This is a genomic window from Nocardia yamanashiensis, from assembly GCF_021183565.1.
GTDB lineage: Bacteria > Actinomycetota > Actinomycetes > Mycobacteriales > Mycobacteriaceae > Nocardia > Nocardia yamanashiensis.
Genome location: NZ_CP089226.1, coordinates 8306403 through 8332786 on the forward strand (window position 1 = coordinate 8306403; position 26384 = coordinate 8332786).

The 26384-nt window shown below is 68.0% G+C and carries 26 protein-coding genes; 14 read left to right on the forward strand and 12 right to left on the reverse strand.

Annotated features, from left to right (window positions below; translation table 11 throughout):
- The first annotated feature begins 38 nt into the window (after nucleotides 1-38).
- Complete coding sequence (gene ndk, locus LTV02_RS38380; RefSeq protein WP_067721574.1) at nucleotides 39-455, forward strand: nucleoside-diphosphate kinase; 417 nt, start codon at nucleotides 39-41, stop codon at nucleotides 453-455.
- Nucleotides 456-999: 544 nt separating this feature from the next.
- A complete protein-coding gene (locus LTV02_RS38385; RefSeq protein WP_408639319.1) occupies nucleotides 1000-4293 on the forward strand; it encodes a translation initiation factor IF-2 N-terminal domain-containing protein in 3294 nt (1097 codons plus the stop codon).
- Between the two features lie 91 nt (nucleotides 4294-4384).
- Here LTV02_RS38385 and LTV02_RS38390 read toward each other — a convergent pair whose 3' ends face one another.
- A complete protein-coding gene (locus LTV02_RS38390) occupies nucleotides 4385-4792 on the reverse strand; it encodes a DUF3224 domain-containing protein (RefSeq protein ID WP_067710764.1) in 408 nt (135 codons plus the stop codon).
- Between the two features lie 355 nt (nucleotides 4793-5147).
- Between LTV02_RS38390 and rplU the strand changes: the two genes are divergently transcribed.
- From rplU to obgE, 3 genes are all read left to right on the forward strand, one after another.
- Nucleotides 5148-5459 carry a 50S ribosomal protein L21 gene (rplU, locus tag LTV02_RS38395; protein ID WP_067710765.1) on the forward strand — a complete coding sequence of 104 codons (312 nt, stop codon included), beginning with the start codon at nucleotides 5148-5150 and terminating at the stop codon, nucleotides 5457-5459.
- Nucleotides 5460-5499: 40 nt separating this feature from the next.
- A complete protein-coding gene (rpmA, locus tag LTV02_RS38400) occupies nucleotides 5500-5766 on the forward strand; it encodes a 50S ribosomal protein L27 (RefSeq protein ID WP_040806195.1) in 267 nt (88 codons plus the stop codon).
- Nucleotides 5767-5914: 148 nt separating this feature from the next.
- Nucleotides 5915-7369, forward strand: coding sequence for a GTPase ObgE (gene obgE / locus LTV02_RS38405; RefSeq protein WP_233036367.1), 1455 nt, complete (start codon nucleotides 5915-5917; stop codon nucleotides 7367-7369).
- Here the strand turns inward: obgE and LTV02_RS38410 are convergent.
- Nucleotides 7350-7634, reverse strand: a complete 285-nt coding sequence (locus LTV02_RS38410) for an NAD(P)H-binding protein (RefSeq protein ID WP_233036368.1) — start codon at nucleotides 7632-7634, stop codon at nucleotides 7350-7352. The two genes, obgE and LTV02_RS38410, sit on opposite strands and share 20 nt — an antisense overlap.
- A gap of 111 nt (nucleotides 7635-7745) precedes the next feature.
- Between LTV02_RS38410 and LTV02_RS38415 the strand changes: the two genes are divergently transcribed.
- Nucleotides 7746-8234: a MarR family winged helix-turn-helix transcriptional regulator gene (locus LTV02_RS38415; protein WP_233036369.1), complete on the forward strand. Its 489-nt coding sequence runs from the start codon at nucleotides 7746-7748 to the stop codon at nucleotides 8232-8234.
- Between the two features lie 58 nt (nucleotides 8235-8292).
- Here the strand turns inward: LTV02_RS38415 and LTV02_RS38420 are convergent, their stop codons facing one another.
- Nucleotides 8293-10434, reverse strand: coding sequence for a RecQ family ATP-dependent DNA helicase (locus LTV02_RS38420; RefSeq protein ID WP_233036370.1), 2142 nt, complete (start codon nucleotides 10432-10434; stop codon nucleotides 8293-8295).
- A 214-nt stretch (nucleotides 10435-10648) separates the two neighbouring features.
- Here LTV02_RS38420 and LTV02_RS38425 point away from each other — a divergent pair, with 214 nt between their 5' ends.
- Nucleotides 10649-11131, forward strand: a complete 483-nt coding sequence (locus tag LTV02_RS38425) for a hypothetical protein (RefSeq protein ID WP_233036371.1) — start codon at nucleotides 10649-10651, stop codon at nucleotides 11129-11131.
- Nucleotides 11132-11150: 19 nt separating this feature from the next.
- Here LTV02_RS38425 and LTV02_RS38430 read toward each other — a convergent pair whose 3' ends face one another.
- From LTV02_RS38430 to LTV02_RS38440, 3 genes are all read right to left on the reverse strand, one after another.
- On the reverse strand, nucleotides 11151-12374 hold the full coding sequence (locus LTV02_RS38430) for an RtcB family protein (protein ID WP_233036372.1): 1224 nt from the start codon (nucleotides 12372-12374) through the stop codon (nucleotides 11151-11153).
- Nucleotides 12375-12466: 92 nt separating this feature from the next.
- Entirely contained in the window at nucleotides 12467-13687 is a 1221-nt protein-coding gene (locus LTV02_RS38435; RefSeq protein ID WP_233036373.1) for a glutamate ABC transporter substrate-binding protein, read from the reverse strand.
- 195 nt (nucleotides 13688-13882) lie between these two features.
- A complete protein-coding gene (locus LTV02_RS38440; RefSeq protein ID WP_233036374.1) occupies nucleotides 13883-14437 on the reverse strand; it encodes a TetR/AcrR family transcriptional regulator in 555 nt (184 codons plus the stop codon).
- A gap of 82 nt (nucleotides 14438-14519) precedes the next feature.
- Between LTV02_RS38440 and LTV02_RS38445 the strand changes: the two genes are divergently transcribed.
- The 3 genes from LTV02_RS38445 (at nucleotide 14520) to LTV02_RS38455 (ending at nucleotide 15871) form a co-directional block, all read left to right on the forward strand.
- The gene (locus LTV02_RS38445; RefSeq protein WP_233036375.1) at nucleotides 14520-14936 is read left to right on the forward strand and encodes a nuclear transport factor 2 family protein; all 417 of its coding nucleotides are present in this window, start codon (nucleotides 14520-14522) and stop codon (nucleotides 14934-14936) included.
- 114 nt (nucleotides 14937-15050) lie between these two features.
- A complete protein-coding gene (locus tag LTV02_RS38450) occupies nucleotides 15051-15503 on the forward strand; it encodes a MarR family winged helix-turn-helix transcriptional regulator (protein WP_233041896.1) in 453 nt (150 codons plus the stop codon).
- Entirely contained in the window at nucleotides 15503-15871 is a 369-nt protein-coding gene (locus LTV02_RS38455) for a DUF5313 family protein (RefSeq protein WP_233036376.1), read from the forward strand. The genes LTV02_RS38450 and LTV02_RS38455 overlap by 1 nt, the downstream gene beginning before the upstream one ends.
- Before the next feature lie 3 nt (nucleotides 15872-15874).
- Here LTV02_RS38455 and LTV02_RS38460 read toward each other — a convergent pair whose 3' ends face one another.
- From LTV02_RS38460 to LTV02_RS38475, 4 genes are all read right to left on the reverse strand, one after another.
- The gene (locus LTV02_RS38460) at nucleotides 15875-16282 is read right to left on the reverse strand and encodes a DUF4189 domain-containing protein (RefSeq protein ID WP_233036377.1); all 408 of its coding nucleotides are present in this window, start codon (nucleotides 16280-16282) and stop codon (nucleotides 15875-15877) included.
- A gap of 86 nt (nucleotides 16283-16368) precedes the next feature.
- Entirely contained in the window at nucleotides 16369-17328 is a 960-nt protein-coding gene (locus tag LTV02_RS38465; protein ID WP_233036378.1) for an alpha/beta hydrolase, read from the reverse strand.
- A gap of 89 nt (nucleotides 17329-17417) precedes the next feature.
- Nucleotides 17418-18170 (reverse strand): SDR family NAD(P)-dependent oxidoreductase, encoded by a 753-nt coding sequence (locus LTV02_RS38470; RefSeq protein ID WP_233036379.1) that lies wholly within the window; start codon nucleotides 18168-18170, stop codon nucleotides 17418-17420.
- 21 nt (nucleotides 18171-18191) lie between these two features.
- Nucleotides 18192-19337 carry an LLM class flavin-dependent oxidoreductase gene (locus LTV02_RS38475; protein WP_233036380.1) on the reverse strand — a complete coding sequence of 382 codons (1146 nt, stop codon included), beginning with the start codon at nucleotides 19335-19337 and terminating at the stop codon, nucleotides 18192-18194.
- A 295-nt stretch (nucleotides 19338-19632) separates the two neighbouring features.
- Here LTV02_RS38475 and LTV02_RS38480 point away from each other — a divergent pair, with 295 nt between their 5' ends.
- The 4 genes from LTV02_RS38480 to LTV02_RS38495 are packed head-to-tail and all read left to right on the forward strand — an operon-like array spanning nucleotide 19633 to nucleotide 23638.
- A complete protein-coding gene (locus tag LTV02_RS38480) occupies nucleotides 19633-20337 on the forward strand; it encodes an SDR family oxidoreductase (protein ID WP_233041898.1) in 705 nt (234 codons plus the stop codon).
- 13 nt (nucleotides 20338-20350) lie between these two features.
- Nucleotides 20351-22078, forward strand: coding sequence for a 3-oxosteroid 1-dehydrogenase (gene kstD, locus LTV02_RS38485; protein ID WP_233036381.1), 1728 nt, complete (start codon nucleotides 20351-20353; stop codon nucleotides 22076-22078).
- A gap of 1 nt (nucleotide 22079) precedes the next feature.
- A complete protein-coding gene (locus tag LTV02_RS38490) occupies nucleotides 22080-22811 on the forward strand; it encodes an SDR family oxidoreductase (RefSeq protein WP_233036382.1) in 732 nt (243 codons plus the stop codon).
- A gap of 11 nt (nucleotides 22812-22822) precedes the next feature.
- Nucleotides 22823-23638, forward strand: coding sequence for an SDR family NAD(P)-dependent oxidoreductase (locus LTV02_RS38495; RefSeq protein WP_233036383.1), 816 nt, complete (start codon nucleotides 22823-22825; stop codon nucleotides 23636-23638).
- 101 nt (nucleotides 23639-23739) lie between these two features.
- Here the strand turns inward: LTV02_RS38495 and LTV02_RS38500 are convergent, their stop codons facing one another.
- Nucleotides 23740-24156, reverse strand: coding sequence for a nuclear transport factor 2 family protein (locus tag LTV02_RS38500; RefSeq protein WP_233036384.1), 417 nt, complete (start codon nucleotides 24154-24156; stop codon nucleotides 23740-23742).
- A gap of 96 nt (nucleotides 24157-24252) precedes the next feature.
- Nucleotides 24253-25881: a FadD3 family acyl-CoA ligase gene (locus LTV02_RS38505; protein ID WP_233036385.1), complete on the reverse strand. Its 1629-nt coding sequence runs from the start codon at nucleotides 25879-25881 to the stop codon at nucleotides 24253-24255.
- Nucleotides 25882-26384 lie beyond the last annotated feature (503 nt).

Consider the following 26384-nt stretch of genomic DNA (forward strand, 5'->3'; position numbering starts at 1 on the left):
ATCGTTGATCGGGCAACCTGCCCACTAGGCTGAACCGCGTGACTGAGCAGACTTTGGTACTCATCAAGCCGGACGGCGTTGCCCGCGGCCTGATCGGCGAGATCATCACCCGCATCGAGCGCAAGGGTCTGAAGATCGCCGCCCTGAAGCAGGTGAACGTCTCCGAGGAAGTGGCGGTCGAGCACTACTCCGAGCACCGCGAGAAGCCGTTCTTCGGCTCGCTGATCGAATTCATCACCTCGGGCCCGGTCGTCGCGGCCGTCCTCGAAGGCCCCCGCGCCATCGCCGCCTTCCGTCAGATCGCCGGCGGCACCGACCCCGTCGAGAAGGCCGTCCCCGGTTCCATCCGCGGCGACTACGCCCTCGAGACCCAGTACAACCTGGTCCACGGCTCCGACTCGCCCGAATCCGCCAAGCGCGAGATCGCCATCTGGTTCCCCGGCTTCGCGCAGTAGCGAACCGAACTCCGGGGCCCCGCCCCCGACCCGGACGGGAAGAAGGTCTGGGGGCTCTGCCCCCAGACCCCCCGTTTCAACCCCTGCTTTCGGGGTTTCAGGGGCTCGCCCCTGAGAGTCACGAGAGTTGTCCTTCTCACGACGCGCGACGAGCCCTGAAAGCCCGCGCGGGCGCGACGCCCCGAGGTCGTGTGGGATACTGGCTACGGAAGTGACCGACGCCCACCGTTTGCGGCAGGTAACGGACACCTCCGATTGACATCGCGGAGCGACGGACGATCATCGCTGCCGCCGACGGCTTCCAAGACTCGGCCGTCGGGCAGGCACGCTGGATGAACGCTCGCAACGCGAAGTCGAGCCGAACAGCCAGGCACTGCGTGGCCAGCAAGCCCGAACGACGACAACACAGGTGACACCCGGGCCACGCGGAGCGGAGACCATTTCGTCTCGTGCCCTCCCGGGTTCGAGGCGCCACAGACAGCGCCCCCGCGTCGGCCGCGTCACTCCTCGGAGGGACGCGCCCGGGGGTCTCCGAGGAGAATTCGTGGCCGATCAAGAGCCGCAAGAAGCATCGCAGGTGAACGCAGGGGAGGCCGCTGGTATCGGTCAAGATCCGACCGACACCAATCCGGCTGCCGAACAGTTGCCGGAACGGATCCGAGTGCACGCACTGGCGAAGCTGCTGGGCGTAACCAGCAAACGCATCCTGGCCCATCTCACCGAAATGGGCGCTCAGGCACGCAGTCCGCAATCGAGTCTGGATCGCACCGTCGCCGAAACCGTCCGTGACGCCTTCGGGCCGCGCACGGTCGAGGCCGCGACCGCGGATCCGGAACCGATCGTCGAGACCAGCGTCGAGCAGGCCATCGCCGCCGGCGACGACCGAGCCGCCGACGAACTGGCCGCCGAGGAAGTCGAAGCGGCCGAGGCGGCGGTCGAACCCGCGCCGCCCGCGCGCCAGCCCTCCCTGTTCAACAACCCCTTCCAGGCCGCCCCGCAGGCCGAGGAGCCGGTGACCTATCAGCCGGCGGCCGCCGTGGCCGCGCCGCTGTTCCTGTCGCCGGACGCCGCCGCCATCGAGGAGACGCGCCGCAAGCGCCGCGCCGACCGCAAGGCCAAGGCGGAAGAGGTCAAGGCCGAAGAGCCGGTGGCCGAGGTCGCGCCGGTCGTCGAGGAGCCCGCGGTCGAGGAGACCGAGGACGACGGCGACTGGGACGGCGAGGACCGGGAGCAGCGCGGCGAGGGCACCTCGCGGCGTCGCCGCCGCGGCCGTCGTGGTCGCGGCCGGGGCCGTGGTGAACAGCATGCCGACGGCGAATCCGATGACGCGGAGGACGGCGAGACCGACGAGACGGTCACCGCCGACACCACCGACGCCGACGAATCCGGTGACGACACCGACGACGACGAGGATTCGGCCGCCGTGCCGGAGGGCTCGAGCAGCCGTCGCCGCCGTCGCCGTCGCCGTCGCAAGGGCGGCGAGGACAACGAGCCCGAAGCCGCCGAGGACGATCCGCCGAACACGGTCGTGCACGAGCGCGAACCGCGCAGCAAGCGCCGCGCCGCGGCCGCTGCCGCCGCCTCCGACGAGGTTCAGGGCATCAGCGGGTCGACCCGCCTGGAAGCCAAGCGCCAGCGCCGCCGTGACGGTCGCGAAGCCGGTCGCCGCCGCCCGCCGATCCTGACCGAGTCCGAGTTCCTGGCCCGTCGCGAGGCCGTGGATCGCGTGATGGTGGTGCGCGAGAAGCACTTCGCCGAACACCCGACCTCCACCACCCAGGTCGCGGTGCTCGAGGACAACATCCTGGTCGAGCACTTCGTGACCAGCACCGGTTCGGCCTCGATGGTCGGCAATGTGTACCTGGGCAAGGTGCAGAACGTGCTGCCGTCCATGGAAGCCGCGTTCGTCGATATCGGCCGCGGCCGCAACGGCGTGCTGTACGCGGGCGAGGTGAACTGGGAGGCCGCCGGACTCGGCGGTCGCGAGCGCAAGATCGAGCAGGCGCTCAAGCCCGGTGACACCGTCCTGGTGCAGGTGTCGAAGGACCCGGTGGGCCACAAGGGCGCTCGCCTGACCACGCAGATCAGCCTGGCCGGTCGCTTCCTGGTGTACGTGCCGGGCGGCACCTCCACCGGCATCTCCCGCAAGCTCCCGGACACCGAGCGCAAGCGGCTCAAGGAGATCCTGCGCGACATCGTGCCGCAGGACGCCGGCGTCATCATCCGCACCGCGTCCGAAGGCGTGAGCGAGCCCGAACTCGCGCGCGATGTCGAACGGCTGCAAGCCACCTGGCGCACCATCGAGGAACAGTCGAAGCAGGGCTCGGGCGCGCCCAAGACCCTGTACGAAGAGCCGGACCTGCTGGTCAAGGTGGTTCGCGACCTGTTCAACGAGGACTTCTCCAAGCTGGTCATCGAGGGCGAGCGCGCCTGGACGACCGTGGAGAACTACGTCCGCACGGTCGCGCCGGACATGCTGAACCGGGTCGAGCGCTACGAGGGCACCGGCGTCGACGTGTTCGGCAGCCTGCGCATCGACGAGCAGCTGGCCAAGGCCCTCGACCGCAAGGTGTGGCTGCCCTCGGGCGGCACCCTGGTGATCGATCGCACCGAGGCGATGACCGTCATCGACGTGAACACCGGCAAGTTCACCGGGTCGGGCGGGTCGAATCTCGAAGAGACCGTTACCCGTAACAACCTGGAGGCGGCCGAGGAGATCGTCCGCCAGATGCGCCTGCGCGATATCGGCGGCATGATCGTCGTCGACTTCATCGACATGGTCCTGGAATCCAACCGGGACCTGGTGCTGCGCCGCCTCACCGAGGCGCTCGGCCGCGACCGCACCCGCCATCAGGTCTCCGAGGTCACCTCGCTGGGCCTGGTCCAGATGACCCGTAAGAAGCTGGGCACCGGCCTGGTCGAGGCGTTCTCCACCACCTGTGAGACCTGCCACGGCCGCGGCATCCTGGTGCACAACTACCCCGTCGAGGCGTCTCCGGCCGCCGAGGGCGAGGGCGTGGGCCGTCGTGAGGGTTCGCGTCGCCGCCGCAAGGATCGCAATGCCGCGGCCGAAACCGCGCCGGTCGCCGAGGCTCCGGTCGAGGAGAAGGTCGAAGCCGACAAGGACGAGCACGAGACCGAGCACAAGGCCGAGCAGGCCGCCGCGAAGCGGGCCCACCCGGTCGCGATGGCGATGGCCGCGCACCAGGCCGAGGATGCCGCGCACGCGGCCGTCGAGGATGCCGTGCACGCCGCGGACCTGGCGAATCTCGAACTGGCGCAGGCCGGTAGCGGGACCGAGGCCGATACGGTGGCCACCGCCGCGCAGCTGCTGACCGCCGCCGAGAACGCGGCGGCGGAAGCCGCGCTCGCCGCCGGCGCCGCCGCGAAGGTGGCCGATGCCGCGGAGACCGATGCCGCCCAGGCCGAGGCGGACGCCGCCGTGACAGCGGTGGCGGAGGCCGGTTTCCACTCGAACGGCACCTCCCACGGGGTGAGCGCCGCCGCGTCGGCCGCCGCCGATGCCGTGGTCGCGGCCGATGCCGTGACCGCCGGGGCCGAGGCCGCCGTGCTGGTGGAAGAGGAACAGGCCGCCGCCGGCGTGCAGACCGAGGCCGAGCCCGCGGGGCGGACCCGCAGCCGGCGCCGGGTGGCCCGTACGGCCGCCGCTCCGGCCGCGGACAGCAAGGGGGCGGTGTTCGTGCTCTCCAGCACCGATCAGCCGCAGACCCCGGCGCTGAACCTCGAGGACCTGGCGCCGGTCGCGGTGCCGCCGCGGGCGCGTCCGCGCCGTCGTGCCGCCGGTCGCCCGGCCGGTGCGCCGGAGGACGCGAACTAGGTTCCCTGGAAAGCCACAGTGGCCCCGCCGTTTCCACGGCGGGGCCACTGTATTTCCGCCCGGCGGTCGCTCGCTCCGCCGGGCTGTCGCCTCAGCCCAGTTCGTACTCGAACCAGAGGTGATGGGTCCCGTCCGCATCGATGGTCAGATCCCCGGTGCCCCGGATGCCCGCCAGCCCGCCGGTCCCGCTGACGGGAACGATGGTGAAGAACGGCGCGCTCCGGTCCGCACCCGAGGTGGTCGCCGAGTGCACGAAATTGAAGCTGCCCGCGACCCCGTTCAACGACCCCTCGAAGGACTCCAGCGCGACATAGGTGCCCGCACCCGCCGCCGGGTCGAACGCGGAGGTGAACAGGGTCGTGGAACGTCCCACGATCTCGCCCTCGAACTGCTTCTCGATAATGGCCAGGCCGACCGGCACGGCGGTCGGAATGACCGGTTCGGCGGTGATCTCGGCGGGGACGAAGGACTTGACGCTGAAGGTGCCGGTAGCTCGCATGAATCGAGCGTATCGACGGAGCATCCGGCGCTCTTGTAAGAAAGCGTCACCATCCCCGGAGCCGGGGGTGCGGGGGCTTGCCCCCGACAGCTACGAGAGTTGTCTTACCCCGGTTTGGAGGGGTCGGGTGAGTCCTGTAGTCTTGACCAGTCGCTGCCCCCTTGCGACGGCACTCTGTTGTGACTAGTGCTGTGAGAGCGCGGGCCAGGTTCGGATTATGAGCCATCGGCCCGAGGCGGCGGTGAATACCACAGACCAGCTACGGCGGTTTCCGGTGTCCTATCGGATTCCAGCCGTGTGAGCAGAGTGCCGAGCTAGCGCCGAGCACTTGTAAAGAAAGAAGGGCAGCCGACCGATGGCAACGTACGCGATCGTCAAGACCGGCGGAAAGCAGTACAAGGTCGCGGTTGGTGACCTGGTGAAGGTCGAGAAGATCGAGGGTGAGCCGGGCACTTCGGTGTCGCTGGCGCCGGTGCTCGTCGTTGACGGTGCCGAGCTGACCACCGATGCTGACAAGCTGGCGAAGGTCTCCGTGTCCGCCGAGGTCGTCGAACAGACCAAGGGCCCGAAGATCCGCATCCACAAGTTCAAGAACAAGACCGGCTACCACAAGCGTCAGGGCCACCGTCAGAAGCTGACGGTCCTGAAGGTCACCGGCATCAAGTAATCCGACTTGGGGTTCGTCACCCCGGCACGAGGAGTTAGTCATGGCACATAAAAAGGGTGCATCCAGCTCGCGCAACGGTCGCGATTCGAATGCCCAGCGGCTCGGCGTGAAGCGCTTCGGCGGTCAGACCGTCAAGGCCGGCGAGATCCTGGTCCGCCAGCGCGGCACGCACTTCCACCCCGGCGTGAACGTCGGCCGTGGCGGTGACGACACCCTGTTCGCCCTCGAGGCGGGCGCGGTGCAGTTCGGCACCAAGCGTGGTCGCAAGACCGTCAACATCGTGGTTCCGGAGCCGGTGAACGCCTGACCGGCGCACCGGAGTTCGCTCCACTAGCTTTCCGAAGCGGGTCAGGGTTGAAGCAACCCTGACCCGCTTTCGTTTGTTTCGACACCGTGCTTTCGACACGAAGGCCCACGGTCAACACGACTAGTCCTGAAGGAGGATGATCACCGATATGTCCAAATTCATCGACCGCGTCGTGCTGCACGTGACCGCGGGCAAAGGTGGGCACGGGTGCGCCTCGGTGCGCCGCGAGAAGTTCATGCCGTTGGGCGGACCCGACGGCGGTAATGGCGGCAACGGCGGGGATGTGATCCTCGAGGTCGACCCGAACGTGCACACCCTGCTGGACTTCCATTTCCATCCGCATGCCAAGGGCGGCAACGGCAAGCCCGGCGAGGGCAGCAACCGCAATGGCAAGCAGGGCGAGGGCCTGGTGCTGAAGGTGCCGGACGGCACCGTCGTGATGAGCCCCGACGGCGAGATCCTCGCGGACCTGATCGGCGTGGGCGCCACCTTCGTCGCCGCGCAGGGCGGCCGCGGCGGGCTCGGGAACGCGTCGCTGGTCTCGAAGGCGCGCAAGGCGCCCGGTTTCGCACTCCTCGGCGAAGAGGGCCAGGAACGCGACCTGGTGCTGGAACTGAAGTCGGTGGCGGACGTGGGCCTGGTGGGCTTCCCGTCGGCCGGCAAGTCCTCCCTCGTTTCGGTGCTGTCGGCCGCGAAGCCGAAGATCGCCGACTACCCGTTCACCACGCTCGTGCCGAATCTCGGTGTGGTGCAGTCGGGTGACACGACTTTCACCGTGGCCGACGTGCCGGGTCTGATCCCGGGCGCGAGCGAGGGCCGCGGTCTGGGCCTGGACTTCCTGCGCCATCTGGAGCGGTGCGCGGTGCTCGCGCACGTCGTGGACTGCGCGACCCTGGAGCCTGGCCGCGACCCCATCTCCGATGTCGATGCCCTGGAAGCCGAACTGGCCGCGTACCAGCCCGCGCTGAAGGGCGACGCGAGCCTCGGTGATCTGGCCGACCGCCCGCGCGTGGTGATCCTGAACAAGGCCGATATCCCCGATGCCGACGAACTCGCCGACTTCGTGGAGCCGGAGTTCGCGAAGCGCGGCTGGCCGGTCTTCAAGATTTCCGCCGTGAGCCGGGAAGGCTTGCGCCCCTTGACCTTCGCGCTCGCCGAGATGGTCGCCGAATATCGTGCCGCGCATCCGAAGGTGGAGGCGAAGCGCCAGATCATCCGTCCGGTCGTGAAGGGCGACAGCGGTTTCCGCGTCCTGCCCGATCCGGAGGAGGAGGGCGGCTTCATCGTCGTCGGCGAGCGCCCGGAGCGCTGGGTGCGTCAGACCCAGTTCGACAACGACGAGGCCGTGGGCTACCTGGCCGACCGCCTGGCCCGCCTCGGCGTCGAGGACGAACTCGTGAAGATGGGGGCCCAGCCGGGCGCGTCGGTGACGATCGCCGACTACTGCTTCGACTGGGAGCCGTCCATCTCCGCCGGTGTCGAGACCCTGATGACCCGTCGCGGTGTGGACCCGCGCCTGGACCAGACCGAGCGGATCGGCGCGGCCGAGCGTAAGCACGCCTCGCGCGTGCGCCGCGGCCTGGTCACCGAAGACGAGGAATAGCCGGTCGGATCCGCCGCGCTCCGAGCCCCGGAAAGGCGTCGATACCGGCGGGTTCGGCGTAGAGGAAGACCTGACGCGCGTCTTTCAGTGCGGCGGTGAAGGTTTCGGGGGCGTCCAGGCGGAGTTCGGCGAGTTCGACGCCGGACGGGACGGTGGCCTCGGCCGGGACGGCGCTGGCGGCACGGACCGGGAGGCCGGCGGCGTGCAGGCGGGCGATGACGGTCTGGCCGATCTTGCCGCGGGCGCCGGTGACGAGGGTGGTCATGGGGGATCTCCGTCCGAATGAAATCTGTGCTTGATGGCATATGTATGTAAGCATGCACACGATTGCGAGTCAACACATGATTGCGTGATGGCATGGATATACGATGTGCCGATGACCGCGAAGGACTCACGTACCGATGACGAGCTGCTCGACGCCGTCGGACCGGCATTCGGCAAGCTGCGGCGGGGTGTGCTGCGCGAAGTGGAGAACCCGGTCTCGGCCAAGGACATGGCGCGCACGCTGGTGCTGAACATCGTGCAGGAGCGGGCGCAGGAGCCGGGGGCGGAAGTGACGGTCGGCGGGGTGGCCGAGCATCTCGGGGTGGATCCCTCGGTGGCGAGCCGGATGGTGACCGACAACATCAAGGCCGGCTACCTGATCCGGGTGCCGTCACAGCTGGACGGACGGCGAGCGGTGCTGCAATTGAGCGCGGAAGGGGAGGCGTTGATGGCCCGCTACCGCAAGCACCAGCGGGCCGCCTACGACTACATCACCGCCGACTGGTCGGACCGGGACCGGGTCGAATTCGCGCGCCTGATGCTGAAGTACGTCGATTCGATCGAGGGATTGAAGGACCGCGGGCTGGTCGCAGACGATTGAGATTCCGGCCGAGAGCCCGCCGGAATGACGAGGGTGCGTGCGCTGGGGGCGGTTCAGGCTAGGACGGGGTGGCGAGGGCGAAGGGGAGGACGGCTGGGGCGCCGGCGGCGCGGAGGGTGCGGGCCGCCATGGTGAGGGTCCAGCCGGAATCGGTGAGGGTGTCCACCAGGAGGATCGGGCCGTCGATGCCGGTGAGATCCGGTGGCTCCCAGGCATTGTGGAGGGCCGCTACGCGGTGGGCGGAGTTGGCGGCCGAGACCGGGGGGAGGTCGGGGCGCAGGTGCAGGACGCCGAGGTCTTGCAGGCGGCCGACTTTCGCGAGGGCGGCGGCCAGGGAGCGGGTGAGGATGGGATGGCGGGGGGAATCCATGGCGATGACGGCGGTGGGGCGCTGGGCCCAATCCCATTCGCGCAGTACGACGGTGCAGGCGCGGAAGACCTCGTCGGGGACGGGGGCGTCGGGGCCGTCCAGTAGGGCGCGCAGGCGCTGACCCCAGCCGAGATCGCTGAGGCGGCCCAGGACGCGACCGGTCTCCGCGCCGTCGGAGATCTTGCCGGACAGGGAGATTCCGAGTTTCGCCATGCCGGTCGGCCACTGCTTGCGCGGGGGCAGATCGATGCCGGGACGGTCCAGGCGGGTACGGATGGCGGCCAGATCGGCGGCGTCCACGCTGGTGTCGGTGCGCGCGCCGGTGCAGTTGTCGCAACGGCCGCAGCCGGGAGCGTCCGCGGTCAGGTCCGGGTCATCGAGCTGGCGGCGCAGGAAGTTCATCCGGCAGTCGGCGGTGGACTGGTAGTCGATCATGGCCTGCTGCTCGGCATTCCGGGCGATGCTCAAACGCTCGTAGCGTTCGGTGTCGTAGACCCAGGGCTCGCCGGTGCCGACCCAGCCGCCGCGCACCCGCCGCACCGCGCCGTCCACATCGAGGACCTTCAGCACCATTTCGAGGCGGGAGCGGTTGAGCTCCACGAGAGGTTCCAGCGCGGCGGTGGAGAGCGGGCGATCGGTGCCGAGAGCGGACAGCACCGAGCGGACGATATGTTCGCGCGGGAAGGCCACGGACGCGAAGTAACTCCAGATCTGGCGGTCCTCCGGCCCGGGCAGCAGCAGCACCTCGGCGCGTTCGGTACCGCGGCCCGCACGGCCGACCTGCTGGTAGTAGGAGATGGGGGAGGAAGGAGCGCCCACGTGCACCACGAAACCCAGATCCGGTTTGTCGAAGCCCATGCCGAGTGCGGAGGTCGCGATGAGCGCCTTCACCTCGTTGTTCAGCAGGGCGGCTTCGAGGGCTTCGCGTTCGGCCGGATCGGTCTGGCCGGTGTAGGCGGCGACGTGGTGGCCGTGTGAGTTCAGCACGTCGGCGAGGTCGTGCGCGGCGGCCACGGTGAGGCTGTACACGATTCCGGAGCCGGGCAATTCGTGCAGGTGGCGGCTGAGCCAGGCGGTGCGTTCCACCGCGTCGGGAATGCGCACCACCGACAGATGCAGGGATTCGCGATCCAGTCCGCCGCGCAGCACCAGGGTGTCGGTGCCGATCTGGGTCGCCACATCGGTGACCACGCGGTCGTTGGCGGTCGCGGTGGTGGCGAGCACCGGCACGTCCGAGCCGAGATCGGCGATAAGAGTGCGGATGCGGCGGTAGTCGGGCCGGAAGTCGTGGCCCCAGTCGGAGACGCAGTGCGCTTCGTCGATGACGACCAGGCCGGCGTCGGCGGCCAGTTTCGGCAGCACCGAATCGCGGAAGTCGGGATTGTTCAAGCGCTCCGGGCTCACCAGCAGGACATCGACGTCACCGGCCGCGACCCGCGCGTGGATCTCGTCCCATTCGGTCACATTGCCCGAATTAATGGTCGCCGCAACCACTCCCGCGCGTTCGGCCGCCGCCACCTGGTTCCGCATGAGCGCCAGCAGCGGCGACACGATGACTGTCGGACCGCGGCCCTGCGCCCGCAGCAGCTTCGCCGAAATGAAGTACACGGCCGACTTGCCCCACCCGGTGCGCTGCACCACCAGCGCCCGCCGCCGGTCCACCACCAGTGCCTCGATGGCCACCCACTGGTCCTCCCGCAGCCGCGCGGCCGGACCGGCCAGTTCCCGCAGCAGCGCCTCGGCATCGGCCCGCAGCGCGGAGCCGGTGCTGGTCGGCGCGGTTTCGGACGAGGGCGAGGGGAAGGAGTCGGTCGAGGTCACGCGCTCCATGGTGCCCCACCCCACCGACAGCCCTCGACACCCGGCCGACTTCGCGCGACCCGAGCATCGGCGTGTCACGGCTCGCCGGAGGAAACGCCGGTGTCCTGCGGGAATCGCCTTGATTGCGGTTCCGCGCAAGATCGCGCGGGAACCGGTGTGGCGGCGGACAATAGGAGCGTCCGGGCTGGTTCGGGGCGTCCCGGGGGAACGCAGGGAGCCAGTCATGCCGGAGAAATTTCCTTCCCCCGCGGGGTGGACGCCGCCCGGAGCGCAGTTCCGCACCACGGGAACGACGTCGAAAACCCTGACCGGCACCCTCGCGGGCCTGCTGCTCACCCCCGTCGGCATCGGCTTCGCCGCGAACGGCGCCGCCGACAGCCGCCAGTGGACCATCCTCGGCGACTTCTCCGACCGCCTCGGCTCGGCCTTCCAAATCCTGCTGGGCGCAGCCCTGTTCCTGGTGGTCGCGGCCCTGGCCGCCTACTCCCCGGCGGGCACCATCGCCGCCGGCCTGGTCTGGGGCGTCCTCCCCGGCCTGGTCTACCTCGTCTTCCCCACCGACTGCTTCCGCCTGATCGGCAATATCCCCGCCATCTCCGACGAATTGCACGTAGCCCTCTACGAATGGCTACGCACCGGCTTCCCCCTGATAGTCGGCATCCTGCTCATCGGCGCGGGCGTAGCCGCCACCTTCCGCCGCCGCTGAGACGACGGAAGGCGCGCACCTACCCCTTCACGCACAACACCTGCCGCAACGTCGCGACAATGTCCACCAGATCCGACTGCGCCGCAATCACCTGGTCGATGTCCTTGTAAGCCGCCGGAATCTCATCGATCACCCCGGCATCCTTACGCGACTCGACGCCCTCGGTCTGCGCGATCAGATCCTTCACCGTGAACTGCTTCTTCGCCGCATTCCGGCTCATCCGCCGCCCCGCCCCATGCGAAGCGGACTGGAACGAAGCCGGATTTCCCTTGCCCCGCACCACATACGACCGCGTGCCCATGGATCCCGGAATCAGCGCAAGATCCCCGGCCCCCGCCCGCACCGCACCCTTCCGGGTGACCAGCATCGGCATCCCGTCGATGATCTCCTCCGCCACATAGTTGTGATGGCAGGAAATCGGCTCGTCGAATTCCACCGGATGCTCACCGAACTCATCGCGCACCGCCTTGCACACCAGCGCCAGCATGACGGCACGATTCCGCGCCGCATACTCCTGCGCCCAGTTCAGATCGCGCCGATAAGCATCCATTTCCGAAGTACGGGAAAGGAATACCGCCAAATCCCGATCCACCAGATTCTGGTTGTGCGGCAACTTACGAGCCACCGCCATATGCCGCTCCGCCAGTTCCTTACCGATATTCCGGCTCCCGGAATGCAGCAGAATCCACACCGACTGATCATCAGCTAGGCAAAGTTCCACAAAATGATTTCCTGAGCCAAGCGTACCGATTTGCTTGTGAGCCTTGGATTCCAAGGCCTGAACGCCGGAGTCCAAGGATCCGAAGGCCTTCCAGAACTTCTCCCAGCCGGCTCGCAAGGTAGTACCCGCTGCGCGCTGTCCGGCAACCTGTGCGTTGAGCCGATTGACATTCACCGGATCTTGATGCGTCGAGAATCCGACCGGTACCGCTGCTTCGATCCGTGATCGCAAGGACCGCAAGTTGTCGGGAAGATCGGACGCGGTCAGCGAGGTTCGCACCGCCTCCATTCCGCATCCGATATCGACGCCTACGGCCGCGGGTGCGATTGCGTCCTTCATCGCAATCACCGATCCAACGGTGGCGCCCTTGCCGAGATGCACATCTGGCATTACCCGCACCCCATGCACCCACTCCAGCTGTGCGATATTCCGCAACTGTTGCAGCGCAGCCGCTTCGACCTCGTGCTCGTGGGCCCACATGAGTGTCTGCGCTCGCGCTCCGCGCAGCTCGACGGGAAACATCGGACGGTCCTCTCTTTCGACTGCCCCCACCGTAGGTGCACCGGTGATCCGAGCGCACTCGAATTTTCCGCGGGCCGTCGTGAACGGACCCCCTACGGCTCCACGAAATCGGCTGCGAGGGAGCAGAGTTTCCATTCGCCGTTGCGGCGGACGAGGTTGCCGGTGTAGTCGATGTCCTTGAAGTAGTGGCGGTATTTTTCGGGGACGTTGGTGAAGGCTTCGTGGAAGACGAAGGTGGCGGTGTCGGGGTCGGATTGGGTGACGCCGGTGACGGTGTTGGTGAAGCCGGCGGTTTTTACTTCGGGGCCGAGGGTTTTGTCGTATTGGGGGGTGTAGGTGGTGACTATTTCGTCTATGGCGTCGGCGGTTTCGGGGCAGACGAGGGAGCGGAAGCCTTCCCAGTCGCGGGCGTTGGAGGTGGCGGAGATGGCTTTGGTGACGCGGACGAGGTCGGGGTCGAGGGTGGTGGGGTCGCCGGGGGCGAGGGGCTGGTCGGGGGCGTTGAAGACCACGGGGGCGGTGAAGGGTTTGGAGCCGGTGGTGACGAGATTGGCGGCCATGGTGCGGCGCCAGGTGCCGTCGGCGATCATGGTGCGGATGGCGGCGGTGATCTGGGATTGCAAGGCCAGATCGCCTTTTCGGACGCCGACGCCGTAGCGCTCACGAGTGAAGCGATGGCCGACGACGCGCAGGGTGCCGGGGTGCTCGCGGGCATAGCCGGCCAGGATGACGTCGTCGGTGGTGACCGCGTCCACGGTGCCGGAGATCAGGTCCGCGACGCATTGGGCGTAGGTGTCGCGGGTGCTGAGTCTGACATTGCGGGCGAAACTTCTGCGGATCTTCTCGGCGGAGGTGGAGCCCTCGGCGGTGCAGACGGTGCGGCCGTTGAGATCCTCGGGCCGCTCGATGCCGGTTTCGCTCTGCCGGACCAGCAGATCCTGCCCGGCGATCAGATAGGGACCGGCGAAGGACACGAGCTGCTGGCGGCCCGCGGTGATCGAATAGGAGGCCACCACGAAATCGACTGTGCCGGAATTCAACAGCTCTTCGCGCTGCTCGGAGCGCGCCTCACGCCAGGTGATGTGCTCGGGGCGGACGCCGAGCCGGTCCGCGATGTAGACGGCGGTGTCGACGTCGAAGCCGGTCGGTTTTCCGTCGGCGGTGCGAGTGGACAGCCCGGGCTGATCGAATTTGATGCCGATGGTGAGCGTGCGTGGCGGCGGCTGCGGGGCGGGTTCGGGTTCACGGTCCTGGGCGCAGGAAGCCACCATCAGTCCGGCCGCCACCGCGGCGCTGCGGAGCACGCGCTTCATCGAATCTGATCTCCCTCACGTCGGCCGATCGGAGCGAACCCGGAAGCAGAGCAATGGCTCGGGCGCCGATTCGGCAACCGCTGAGCACACGTGTGCATCAAAGCATCACCCGCGTCAAAACATGGGGGACATCGCCGAATCTCCGCGCAATTCACCCCGGAGTTGGGGCAACCCGCAATTTCCTGGCGACCGCAGTTATCGGTGGCGCAGCCCGTCGGCGAGCACGGCGAAGGTGCGATCGCGCAGTCCGGGATCGGAGCCCGCCGCGTGCATGGCCATGAAATGGCCCTGCAGCAGCGTCATGAGATCGCCGATGCCGATATCCCCGCGCACCGCCCCCGCGGCCTGAGCGCGCGAAAGCAGTTCGCCGATGGCGTCTTTCATGACGGCGGTCGGCCCGGCATAGGTGGCCGGATCGTGCGGCCCGAGCGCGGCCGCCAGATCGCGTTTGGCCGCACCCTCCATGACCATGCGATCCAGGAATTCGAAGAACGCCACCCCGGGATCCGCGCTGCTCGCGGCCACGCGCGCCCGTTCGGCCATGCGCTCGATGCGATCCAGCATGGCCGCCTCGAACAGCGCCTCCTTGGTGGGGAAGTGCCGGTAGACGGTCCCCGGCCCCACCCCCGCCCGCCGCGCGATTTCATCCAATGGCACCGAAACCCCCTCGGCCGCAAAGGCTTCCTGCGCGGCGGCCAGTACGCGTTCGCGATTGCGGCGGGCGTCGGCGCGCAGGGGTCGTTCGGTCACCTCAGGAGCGTACCGCCCATTGACAACCGGGGCGCACGCCCCGAATATTAACCGGGTCCTACGTTCCGTTTTGGAGGCTGTTGTGTCCCACTCTGTCGAAACCGCCCGTGACCTGGTCGAAAAGCTGTTCAAGGAACTCCCCGCCCGCGACGCCGATGCCTTCGCTGCGCACATGGCCCCGGATGCCGTCTTCGAAATGCCGTTCACCGTCCCTGGCCTGCCCGAACGCCTCGAGGGCCGCGAGCAGATCCGCGAATTCCTCGCCGCCCGTTGGGGTTCCATGTCCGGCATCGAAGTGCACGGCATCCACCCCTTCGTGCACGAAACTTCCGACCCGGCCGTCTTCGTCATCGAGAACGAGGTGGATGTGACCCGCCCCGACCGCGGCCGCGAGCAGGTGCGCTCGTCGGTGAATGTGGTGCACGTCCACGACGGCCAGGTGACGCTCTTCCGTGACTACATGAACACCGCGCGCCTGATGACCCTGCCCCGCGACTGACCTGCGACGATCCCGCCCGGAATACTCCTCGCTCTCGAATAGTTAGTGCATGAAGTATTTGTACGCTAAGCTTCGACGGCGAGGAGGTGTTTCGTGGAACCGGAAACAGAGGACATGCTGCGGCTGGACCGCCAGGTGTGCTTTGCGCTGGCCGTCGCCAATCGTGCGGTGCTGGCCGTCTACCGGCCGCTGCTGGAACCGATGGGCCTGACCCATCCGCAGTATCTGGTCATGCTGGCGCTGTGGGGTGAGTCCCCGATGTCGGTCAAGGCCATCGGCGAGGCCATTCAGCTGGATTCGCCGACGCTGTCGCCGCTGCTCAAGCGGCTGGAAGCGGCGGGGTTCATCACCCGGCGGCGGGCCGTGAACGACGAACGCAACCTCGTGGTCGATCTCACCGACGAGGGCCGGGCGCTGCGTAAGCAGGCGGAGAAGATTCCGCCGGCCGTGGTGGAACGGCTCGGGGTGACGCTCGCCGAATTGGAGGAACTGCGTGACGTGCTGACCCGCGTGAACGACGCGGCACGTCGCTCGGTGCTGCCGGAACCGCAGAAGGGATCTCGATAATGAAGCGCCCCAATCCGATTCAGTGGATCGGCTACGCCTTCGGCCGCAAACTCCCCGACGAGCTACAGGATTGGGTGTGCAACGATCTGACCGGCGCCTGGGCGGTCCCGCGCCATATCGTGCGCGGCCTGGTGCCCATGCTGCCGATCTTCGCGCTGTTCCTGCTGCTGCCCGGCGAACTGTGGTTGCGCCTGGCGGTGATCCTGCTCGGCGTGCTGCTGGCGGTGTTCTACATCGTCGCCTACATGCCGATGAACCGCGCGCACCGCCTGGTCCGGCACGGGCTGCCGGAGGACCTGGAGAACCCGCACCGGGCGAGCCGGCGGGCGGCCGAGCGCGCCGCTTACGAGGCGCGCTACCACCATTGAGAACTAGCTGGTGCAGGCCGAGCCGACGACCTTGGCCGCCCGCGGCGAGGCACTGCCGAGGTCGGGGAAGGCCGGGGCGCTCTCGCCCAGTCCGCTCACCGCGTTCTGTTCGGCTTCCTCGCGGGAACCCGCTGCCGCCCAGCCCCATTTGCCGTCCGCGCCCTGCGCGATGGCCCCGCATCCGGCGGTGAATCGGAACACGATCTCGCAGTCGTAGTTGGCGCAGTCGCGGATGGCCGCGGCGTCGGCCGAGACCTTGCCCGATCCGGTGGACACCACCGCGGTATTCCTGAGCTGGGATATCGCGATGGTGCCGAAGGGCTGGCCCGCGGCCCCGGCGGTCCCGGTGGTGATGGTCATGGCCACGGCGGCGGTGCCGAGCACCGGCGTGAGAAGGCGTGCAACCGACAAGAGAATCCCTGACGTTTCATATGGACGAACTCCGGCGATGCTAACCGCTCGCCCTGTGAACCGGCTGGGAATTCCGGGCAAACGATTCAGCGGGCTTCCGTCGGCGTGCGGGTCAGCGCTTTACGCAGCGCGGCGAAGGCGGAGGTATTGGCGCGCTGGGTTTCTCGCAGATGGAAGGCCATCGACATGAAGCCGTGCACGGTGCCGTTCCAGCGATGGATCTCCGCCTCGATGCCCGCGTCGCGCAGCCGCTGACCGTAGGCCTCGCCCTCGTCGCGCAGCGGATCGAATTCGGCGGTGGCGATATACGCGGGCGGCAGGCCGGACAGGTCGGCGACCATGGGATTGGCGTACGGATTCGCCTTGTCCGCTTCGGAATTCAGGTATTGCTGCCAATACCAGCGCAGGTGCGCCGCGGTGGTGAAATAGCCTTCGGCATTGTCGGTGTAGGAGCCGCTGTCGGTGGCGGGGTCCAGCATCGGGTACATGAGCAGCTGGAAGACCACGTCGGGAATGCCGTTGTCGCGGGCCTGCAGTGCGGCCACGGTGGCGAGATTGCCGCCCGCGCTGTCCCCGGCCACCGCGAGCCGGGTGGGATCGCCGCCCAGGGATTCGGCATTGTCGGCCACCCAGCGCAGGACGGCGTAGGCGTCGTCGGCGGCGGCCGGGAAGCGGGCGTCGGGGGCGCGGCGGTAATCCACCGAAATAACCATCACCCCGGCCTCATTGGCCATCATGCGGCAGAACTTGTCGTGACTTTCCAAGTTGCACAGCACGAATCCGCCGCCGTGATAGAAGACCACCACGGCCGGAGTCGATTCGGCATCGAGCGGCCGGTACAGCCGCACCGGGATCTCGGGGGCGTCGGCCGGTCCCGGCACCAGCCATTCCTCCACCGCCGCAACGGGAATCGGTTCGGCTTTGACGGCGGGCCGGGCGGCCAGGAAGGCCCGCGCTGCGGCGGCGTCGAGCACCTCGGTGCCCAGCGCCGGGAACGCCGCCGACGCGGCGTCCACGAACGTCTGCCATTCGGGGGACAGGGACATGAGGTAATCCTTTCGCCCGAAGGCAACTGCTCGATGGTCGTCCCACCGCCCGAACGGGCGGCGGGACAGCCATTTTGGCGGGTCGAGGGTTACATTCCGCGCGGAATGAACTTGCCGGCGGCCAGGCCGCCGTCGACGGTCACCTCCGCGCCGGTGATGTAGGCCGAAGCGTCCGAGGCGAGGAAGGCGACCAGTTCGGCGACCTCCTCCGGCAGGCCGGTGCGCTCCAGCGGCAGGGTCGGGAAGCTGCCCGGGCCGGTGGTCAGATAGGGCACCATCGGGGTGGCGATGGGGCCGGGATGCACCGAGTTGACCCGGATCTGGGCGGGCCCGAGCTCCAGGGCGGAGATCTTGGACAGACCGCGCAGGCCCCACTTGGAGGAGCCGTAGGCGGAGTGGTTCATCAGGCCCTCGAGCCCGGCCTGCGAGGAGATGTTCACGATGGAACCGCCGCCGTTCTCGGTCATGCCCGGCACCACGGCCTGGATGCCCAGGAACGCGCCGATCAGGTTGACCTTCAGAATCCGTTCCAGCTCATCGGGAGTGGTCTCCATGAGCGGCTTCATGATGTAGATGGCGGCATTGTTGACCAGCACGTCCAGCTTGCCGAAGGTGGCGACGGCGGTGTCCACGGCGGCCTTCCAGCTCTCGGCGTCGGTGACGTCGTGACGCACGAAAACGGCCGCGTCGCCGAGGGAGTCGGCCAGTTCCTTGCCTTCGGCCTCGAGCACGTCGGTGATGACGACCTTGGCGCCGCGCGCCACGAACAGGCGCGCCTCGGCCGCGCCCTGGCCGCGGGCGGCGCCGGTGATCAGGGCGACTTTGCCGGTCAGATCAGCCATTTCGGTTCCTTCTGTCGATTGCTACTTGTTGCGGCGGTGTTGAATTCCAGAGAAGTGGGGAATGACCTTCTCGCCCCACTGACGGATGGTTTCCAGGCACGCCTCTTGGGGGACCGTGCCCATCTGGATCAGGCACAGGATCTCGTCGGCCCCGGCCGCCTGCAGCTGCTCCACGTAGGCGATGGCGTCGTCGGCGGTGCCGTAGGCGTGCTCGGTATTGAAGATGGCGGTCGCTCCGGTCTTCACCGGAATCTTGGCTTCGTGCAGGTAGGCGACGTGCTCGGCCTCGGCTTCGCGCATCTGGGCGACGGCGTCGGCGGTAGGGTCGATCGCCTCGTCCGGGATGGGCCCCGCACCGTAGTAATGCTTGATGGCCTGCGCGAAGAACCGCTGCCCACGCGCGCCGATCTGAATCGCCTGCTCGCGATCGTCCAGCACGATGGTCGGGCACAGCGCCGCGAAATGATCGTTGACGACGGTGGAGACGAACCGCTCCCCGGTACGCGCGGCAATCGCGTCGTCATAGATGCGCCGCAGTTCCGCGATCTCCGCCACGCCCGCGAAACCCAGTACCAGAGCGCCGATTCCGTACTCCGCGGCGAGCTTCAGCGTGTCCTTCTTGGTGCACGCCATGAACAGCGGCGGATGCGGCCGCTGCACCGGACGCGGCAGCAGATGGTGCGGCGAGATATCCAAAAGCTCACCGTGATACTCGAATTCGGCCTCGGGATCCTGCCAGGCGGACGCGATCATCCGCAGCGATTCCTCGACCTCCTGATAGGTCCGCGCCGGATCGACTCCGCACATGGAGGTTTCGACCTCGGTGGACCCGCGCCCCGCGCCCAGATTCAGCCGCCCGCCGGACAGCACGTCCAGCATGGCCGCGCGTTCGGCCGCCCGCACCGGATGATTGAAGTTGAACGGCATGCACACGACCCCGTGGCCGATGCGAACCCGCGAGGTCTTGGCCGCGACCCAGGTCAGAAAGATCTCCGGGGCGCTCATGTGCGCGTACCACTTGAGCCCGTGGTGTTCCACCGCCCAGACCGTGTCGAACCCCATCTCGTCGGCCAGCACGGCCTGCTCGACGGAATCGCGTAAGACCTGTGCCTCGTGCTCGGCGGTCGGATCGGTCATCTGCGCTTCGAAGATCATCGAGAACTTCATCAGAGACTCCTGCTTCCGGCCGGTCCAGGCGGCAATGCCTAACCGAAATACTTCTGCACTCATACCGGCAGGTCATCGAGTTGTCTCAGTGGCCGGGACCACACCGTGCCGCCCGGTTTCCGCAGACTTACCGTCGGTTCCACAGCCACTTCCATCGCTGCGCCGAGCTGTACGCGCGGCGCAGGGTGTCGCGAGTAGGTGAGGCCCCGCGTCGGGCGATGGTGAATCGGAAGGACGGGAATCCGTGGGACAGCTGGACGGCAAGGTAGCCCTCGTCACGGGCGGTGCGCGTGGCATGGGCGCGGAGCATGTGCGGCGTTTCGTCGCCGAAGGCGCGCGCGTCGTGTTCGGTGATGTGCTCGACGACGAGGGCAAGGCCCTCGCGGCCGAACTCGGCGACGCGGTCGCCTACGTGCATCACGATGTGACCAGCGAAAGCGATTGGACCGCGGCGGTTTCCGCTGCGGTCGAGCGCTTCGGCAAGCTGGACGTGCTGGTCAACAATGCCGGCATCCTGCGGTTCAAGAAGATCGTCGACATGACCCTGGACGAGTTCCAGCTGATCATGAACATCAATCTGACCGGCGCGTTCCTCGGCATCAAGTCGGTCGCCGCGGCCATGACCGCGGCCGGCGGCGGTGCCATCGTGAACGTGTCCTCGGTCGAGGGCTTCGTCGGCGCGTCCGGTCTCTCCGCCTACAGCGCGAGCAAGTTCGCGCTGCGCGGGCTCACCAAATCTGCCGCCCGGGAGCTGGGCCACTCGGGTATCCGGGTGAACTCCTTGCACCCCGGCGGTATCGCCACCCCCATGACCGCCGCTGTCGCGGGCGCGTCCGGGGTGGACGGCAATACCTTCTTCTCCGAATTGCCCATTCCGCGCTGGGGCCGGCCGGTCGAGGTCTCCGAGGTGGCGCTGTTCCTGGCCTCCGATGCCTCGAGCTATTGCACGGGCGGCGAATTCGTCGTCGACGGCGGCATGTTGACCAGCTGCGGCTACTAAGGACTGAACTCTGATGGAATTCGAATTCGACGTCGTGGTCGTGGGTTCCGGTGCGGCGGGCATGACCGCCGCGCTGACCGCCGCCTATCGTGGCCTGTCGGTCACCCTGATCGAGAAGAGCCACCTGTTCGGCGGTTCCACCGCGCGCTCGGGCGGCGGCATCTGGGTGCCGAACAATCCGGTGCTGCAGGCGGCCGGGGTGCCGGACAGCCAGACCATGGCGCGCACCTATCTCAAAGCCGTTGTGGGTGACCGGGTTCCGGATGCCAAGCAGCAGGCGTTCCTGGAGCACGGCCCGGAGATGTTCCGCTACATCGGCGCTCGCTCCAAGTACTGGGAGTTCGCCTACGACCGCGGGTATTCCGACTACCACCCGGAGTACCCGGGCGGGCTGGCGCAGGGCCGCAGCATCGAGCCCAAGCCGATCGACGGGCGGCTGCTGGGCGGCGATCTGCACAAGATCAATAAGCCGACCATGTCCGCGCCCGCGGGAATCGCCATCACGGTCAAGGACTTCCACGACCTGAACATGATCGCGCGCACCTGGGCGGGCAAGAAGACCGCGATCAAGGTGGGCGCGAAGACCGCGCTGAACATGCTCAAGGGCGCGCTGCCGCTGAGCCTGGGCAAGGCCCTGGCCGCCCGGCTGTGGCTATCGCTGCGCGACGCGGGCGTGCCGGTGTGGCTGAACACCCCGCTCACCGAGGTGATCGTGGAAGGCGGCGTGGTGGTCGGCGTCAAGGCCGAGCACGAGGGCCGTCCGGTCACCATCAAGGCCAAGCGCGGCGTGGTGCTGGCCGCCGGCGGTTTCGAGCACAACCTGGAGATGCGCAAGCAGTACATCGCCGGGCCGCAGAACACCGCCTGGACCGTCGGCGCGACCGAGAACGTCGGCGAGGGGATCGTGGCGGGCCAGAAGGCCGGCGGCGCGGTCGATCTCATGGACGACGCCTGGTGGGGCCCGTCCGTACGCAACCCCGACGGCCCGCCGTTCTTCATGCTGGCCGAGCGCTCGCAGCCGGGCGCGATCGTGGTCAATGCCAACGGCGAGCGGTTCGTCAACGAGTCCGCGCCGTACGTGAACGTCGTGCACACCATGTACGAGGAAGAGGAGAAGGTGCCGGGCAGCATTCCGGCGCACTTCATCTTCGACCAGAACTTCCGCGACCGGTACCTGTTCCTGGGCAACTTCCCCAAGCGTCCGCTGCCGCAGAAGTACTTCGACGCGGGCATCATCAAGCAGGCCGACACCCTCGCCGAACTGGCCGCCGTGCTGAACATCCCGGCCGACAAGCTGGCCGCCACCGTCGAGCGGTTCAACGGTTTCGCGCGCGCCGGCCGCGACGAGGACTTCCTGCGCGGCGATTCGGCCTACGACCGCTACTACGGCGATCCGACCGTCAAGCCCAACCCGACCCTGGCCCCGCTCGAGCGCGGCCCGTTCTACGCGGTCGAGATGGTGCCGGGCGATCTGGGCACCAAGGGCGGTCTGGTCACCGACGAGCACGCCCGGGTGCTGGACGACCAGGGCAACGTCATCACCGGTCTCTATGCGGCGGGCAACAATTCGGCCGCCGTGATGGGCAACGACTACGCCGGCGCGGGCGCGACCATCGGCCCCGCCATGGTGTTCGGCTACATCGCGGCCAACCACCTGGCGGATCAGGAACCGGCGGAAGCGGTTTCGGCGGCCCCGGCCAAGCGCCCGGCCCGCAAGCCCGCCGCGCAGAAGGAGCAGTGACATGGGACGGGTCGATACCAAGGTCGTGATCGTCACCGGCGGCGCGCGCGGCATGGGCGCGGCGTTCACGCGCAAGCTGGCGAGCGAGGGCGCGAAGGTCGTCATCGCCGATGTGCTGGTGGACGAGGGCGCGGCGCTGGCCGCCGAACTCGGCGCCGGCGCGCTGTTCCAGGCGCTCGACGTGACCGACGAAAACGCTTGGAACGACGTGGTTTCCACGGCCGAGGCGACCTTCGGGCCGGTCTCGGGCCTGATCAACAATGCGGGCATCGTGCACGTCGATCCGATCGAGAAGCTGTCGGAAGCCGACTACCGCAAGGTCATCGACGTCAATCAGGTCGGCGTGTTCCTGGGCATGAAGGCCGTGATCGGTTCCATGCGGCGCGCGGGCGTCGGGTCGATCGTGAACATCTCCTCGACCGGCGGGCTTATCGGCTACTCCAACATCCTCGGCTACGTGGCGTCCAAGTGGGCGGTACGCGGTATGACGAAAACCGCTGCGCAGGAACTGGCTTCGGACAATATCCGCGCCAATTCCGTGCACCCGGGCATTGTCGCCACCGAGATGGTCGCCGCCTCGGAGCGGTCGGCGAGCATCGCGAAGAACCAGCCCATCGCCCGGCCGGGCACCCCCGAGGAACTCGCCAACCTGGTGCTGTTCCTCATCTCCGACGAATCCTCCTACAGCACCGGGTCGGAATTCATCGCCGACGGCGGCTTCACCACTCAGTAAGGAACAGGCCCATGAAGGATTTCCGCGGCAAGGTCGCCGTCATCACCGGTGCGGGCGCCGGTATCGGCCGGGCGCTGGCCATCGAACTGGCCCGCAACGGCGCGCAGCTGGCGCTGTCCGGCCGCAATCTCGAGAACGTCGCCGAGACCGTGGCCCTGTGCGAGAAGGAAGGCGTGCGGGCCAAGGCCTACAAGCTGGACGTCACCGATCGGGCCGCGGTGTACGCGCACGCCGACGAGGTCGTCGCCGACTTCGGCAAGGTGAACATTGTCATCAACAATGCCGGCGTCTCGCTGACCGCCAATATCGAGGACGTCACCTGGGAAGACCTGGAGTGGATCTTCGGGATCAACTTCTGGGGCACCGCGCACGGCACCAAGGCGTTCCTGCCGCACGTGATCGCCTCCGGTGACGGGCACATCGCCAATGTGTCGTCCATGTTCGGCCTGGTGGCCTGCCCCAGTCAGGGCGGCTACAGCTCGTCCAAGTACGCCATGCACGGCTTCACCGACGCGCTGCGCCAGGAAATGATCATCGCGGGCCACAATGTGGGCGTCTCCTCCGTGCACCCGGGCATGATCAAGACCGAGATCGCCTGGAAGGCAAGGGCTTCCGCCAACCGCGACCGGGACGCGCTGGCCGAGAACTTCGACCGGCTGGCCCAGACCAACCCGGAGGACTGCGCCAAGACCGTGCTCGCGGGCATCCGCAAGAACAAGCCGCTCATCCTGATCGGCAAGGACGCCAAGGCGATGAACGTCATGCGCCGCCTGCTCGGCTCCGGCTACATGAAGCCGCTGACCGCGCAGATGCGCAAGGAGATCTAGGCTCCGGAGCCGCCGCGATCCGGCCCGGACCTACGGCCGATAGCCCCGCATTCCAGTGCGCGGGGCTATCGGCCTTCGTCGTTTCGCGGGCTCCGCGGTGCTCAGGCTCCGGCGGCCTCGCGCTGCATCTGCGCGGTGGCCTCGGCGGTGATCTGCTCGAACCGTTCGCCCATGCGGGCGGCCAGGGCGTTCGCCGCCGACAGCGGGCGCACCATCACCATCAGTTCGTCGATCTTGCCGTCGGCGTCGAAATGCAGGAAGTCGCAGCCGGTGAGCTGTTTGCCGTCGACGGTGGCCTCGAAGACCAGGGCGTGATCGCGGCCGCCGGCATCGGCGATCTCGCGGACGTAGCGGAAGTCCTCGAACACCCGGATGACCGCGCGCAGGATGGCCGCGGTGATGGCCTTGCCCGGGTACGGCTTGAACGCCACCGGGCTGGTGAAGACCACATTGTCGGCCAGCAGCGCTTCGATGGCGGCTTCGTCGCGGGCTTCCACGGCGGCACGGAAGGGATGCATCGGACCCCACCTCTCATAGTCAACTAATTGCATATCCAGGGTGCACGCTATCGCCGGATCGCTGGGATGCCAAGACCCCGCGATCGGCGCACGCGTTCAGGCCGGATTGCGCAGCTGACCCTTGAGCACCTTGCCGCCCGCATTGCGCGGCAGCTGGTCGGTGAAGACGATCTCGCGGGGCACCTTGTAGCCCGCCAGTTTGTCCCGGGACCATTCGATGATGGCTTCCGCGATGGCCTCGGCGTCATCGATGCCTGCCTGCGGGACCACCACCGCGCGGCCCACCTCGCCCAGGCGTGCGTCCGGGACGCCGACCACCGCGACATCGCGAATATCGGGGTGCTGCAGCAGGATTCGCTCGATCTCGGCGGGATAGGCGTTGAAGCCGCCGACGATGAACATGTCCTTGAGCCGGTCGGTGATGCGCAGGTAGCCGTCCGCGTCCAAGGTGCCGATATCGCCGGTGTGCAGGTAGCCGTCCGGGTCGATGACGGCGGCGGTGGCCTCCGGGTCGTCGAGATAGCCGAGCATGACATTCGGGCCCTTGACGGTGATTTCGCCTTCCTCGCCCGGGGCGACCGGCGTGCCGTCGCGGTCGGTGATGCGGATCTCGGTGCCGGGCAGGGCTTTTCCAGCCGTCCCCGCCACCAGCTCGGTGGGCGCGGCGGGCGGGCACACCGTCACCACGCCGATCGATTCGGTGAGGCCGTACGCGGTGAAAACGTAAGGGACGCCCAGTTCTTCGCGAATCCGGTCCACCAATTCGGCGGGGACGGTCGCGCCGCCCGTGCCCGCCAGGCGCAGTGAGCCGAGCATGAAGTCCGAGCGGTCAGCGTGCAGCAGATCATTGAAAAGCGTTGGGGGACCGGCGAGTACGGTGATGCGCTCGTTCTCGATCAGGCGCAGTACCGCGCGGGTCTCGAAACGTTCGATCGGGACCATGGTCGCGGTCTTCAGCAAGCAGGCGATGATGCCCGCCTTGTAGCCGAAGGTGTGCGAGAACGGGTTCACCAGCAGGTAGCGGTCGCGCGGGCGCAAGGTGACCGCGTCGGCCCAGGCGGCGAAGACCTTCAGGGTCTGTTCGTGGGTGGCCAGTACGCCTTTCGGCGCGCCCGTGGTGCCGGAGGTGAACAGGATGTCGGAGATGGCGTCCGGGGCGACGGACTCGCTGCGTTCGCGCGAGTACTCCGGCGGGACCACCGTGCCCGGGGCCAGGAAGCCCTGCCAGGAGCTGATATCCCAGTCCTCGATGCTCTCGCCCGGCGAATCGTCCAGCAGGATCAGGTGTTCCAGCTCGGGCAGCGTCACGCTGTGCTCGGCCAGCATGGCCGGATAGTCGACGCCGAGAAAATCCTGCACCGTGCACACCGCTTTGGCGCGGCTACGGCACAGCACCTCGGCGGTCTCCGCCCCGCGCAGTCGGGTGCTGATCGGCACCAGCGTCGCACCGGCCCCCAGCATCCCCAGCGCGGCCGTGATCCAGCGAATCCCGTTGGGCGCCCACATGCCCACCCGGTCCCCGGCCTCGATGCCCGACGCGATGGCCGCCCGGGTCACCGCACCGACCTCCTCGGCCAGCTCGGCGTAGGTCCGCCGCCCCGCCGGCCCGGCGATGGCCACCGCCTCCGGATACCGTCTCGCCCGATCCGCCAGCAACGCCGGAACCGTCGAGATCGGAGCAGCCGCCGGATGCCTGCCCGTGGCTGCCGCATGCCGCCGATCCATGGGAACATCCTGCCGCAAGCCCCCCACTGCGATGGCGCTTTTTCCAGTGCCATCCCGCTGACCGGGCGTGCCTGCTGGTCCGCCTCTCCGTGTCTTCAGCGCGCGGCTGGGGAGCCGTTGCCGAGTTCGTACGCGTGCCGGCGATCGTGTGCCGATCCGATTTCGGGCATACCCGGGGAGTTACCCCGGTCGGTACGAAATCAGCGCCGGGTTGGGAGACGCCGTGGTTGCCGGTGGTGGTTGCCGGGTTGGGAGACGCCGTGGTTGCCGGTGGTGGTTGCCGGGTTGGGAGACGCCGTGGTTGCCGGTGGTGGTTGCCGGGTTGGGAGACGCCGTGGTTGCCGGAGGTGGTTGCCGGGTTGGGGACGTCAGTGATTGCCGGAGGTGGTTGCCGGGCGGGGAGACGCCAGTGATTGGCCGGTGGTGGTTGTCGGGCGGGGAGACGTCCGCGGTTTGGCGGTGGTGAGTGTGGGGGTTTGGGGTGGTGGTTGTGGGGTGTGGGG

Excerpts from the sequence above, each read along its gene's own strand:
- LTV02_RS38390 (WP_067710764.1), bottom strand. The coding sequence starts at position 4,792 with ATGCGAGCTACCGGCACCTTCAGCGTCAAGTCCTTCGTCCCCGCCGAG.
- rplU (WP_067710765.1), top strand. The coding sequence starts at position 5,148 with ATGGCAACGTACGCGATCGTCAAGACCGGCGGAAAGCAGTACAAGGTC.
- rpmA (WP_040806195.1), top strand. The coding sequence starts at position 5,500 with ATGGCACATAAAAAGGGTGCATCCAGCTCGCGCAACGGTCGCGATTCG.
- obgE (WP_233036367.1), top strand. The coding sequence starts at position 5,915 with ATGTCCAAATTCATCGACCGCGTCGTGCTGCACGTGACCGCGGGCAAA.
- LTV02_RS38410 (WP_233036368.1), bottom strand. The coding sequence starts at position 7,634 with ATGACCACCCTCGTCACCGGCGCCCGCGGCAAGATCGGCCAGACCGTC.
- LTV02_RS38415 (WP_233036369.1), top strand. The coding sequence starts at position 7,746 with ATGACCGCGAAGGACTCACGTACCGATGACGAGCTGCTCGACGCCGTC.
- LTV02_RS38420 (WP_233036370.1), bottom strand. The coding sequence starts at position 10,434 with ATGGAGCGCGTGACCTCGACCGACTCCTTCCCCTCGCCCTCGTCCGAA.
- LTV02_RS38425 (WP_233036371.1), top strand. The coding sequence starts at position 10,649 with ATGCCGGAGAAATTTCCTTCCCCCGCGGGGTGGACGCCGCCCGGAGCG.
- LTV02_RS38430 (WP_233036372.1), bottom strand. The coding sequence starts at position 12,374 with ATGTTTCCCGTCGAGCTGCGCGGAGCGCGAGCGCAGACACTCATGTGG.
- LTV02_RS38435 (WP_233036373.1), bottom strand. The coding sequence starts at position 13,687 with ATGAAGCGCGTGCTCCGCAGCGCCGCGGTGGCGGCCGGACTGATGGTG.
- LTV02_RS38450 (WP_233041896.1), top strand. The coding sequence starts at position 15,051 with ATGCTGCGGCTGGACCGCCAGGTGTGCTTTGCGCTGGCCGTCGCCAAT.
- LTV02_RS38455 (WP_233036376.1), top strand. The coding sequence starts at position 15,503 with ATGAAGCGCCCCAATCCGATTCAGTGGATCGGCTACGCCTTCGGCCGC.
- LTV02_RS38465 (WP_233036378.1), bottom strand. The coding sequence starts at position 17,328 with ATGTCCCTGTCCCCCGAATGGCAGACGTTCGTGGACGCCGCGTCGGCG.
- LTV02_RS38470 (WP_233036379.1), bottom strand. The coding sequence starts at position 18,170 with ATGGCTGATCTGACCGGCAAAGTCGCCCTGATCACCGGCGCCGCCCGC.
- LTV02_RS38475 (WP_233036380.1), bottom strand. The coding sequence starts at position 19,337 with ATGAAGTTCTCGATGATCTTCGAAGCGCAGATGACCGATCCGACCGCC.
- LTV02_RS38480 (WP_233041898.1), top strand. The coding sequence starts at position 19,633 with ATGGGCGCGGAGCATGTGCGGCGTTTCGTCGCCGAAGGCGCGCGCGTC.
- kstD (WP_233036381.1), top strand. The coding sequence starts at position 20,351 with ATGGAATTCGAATTCGACGTCGTGGTCGTGGGTTCCGGTGCGGCGGGC.
- LTV02_RS38490 (WP_233036382.1), top strand. The coding sequence starts at position 22,080 with ATGGGACGGGTCGATACCAAGGTCGTGATCGTCACCGGCGGCGCGCGC.
- LTV02_RS38495 (WP_233036383.1), top strand. The coding sequence starts at position 22,823 with ATGAAGGATTTCCGCGGCAAGGTCGCCGTCATCACCGGTGCGGGCGCC.
- LTV02_RS38500 (WP_233036384.1), bottom strand. The coding sequence starts at position 24,156 with ATGCATCCCTTCCGTGCCGCCGTGGAAGCCCGCGACGAAGCCGCCATC.
- LTV02_RS38505 (WP_233036385.1), bottom strand. The coding sequence starts at position 25,881 with ATGGATCGGCGGCATGCGGCAGCCACGGGCAGGCATCCGGCGGCTGCT.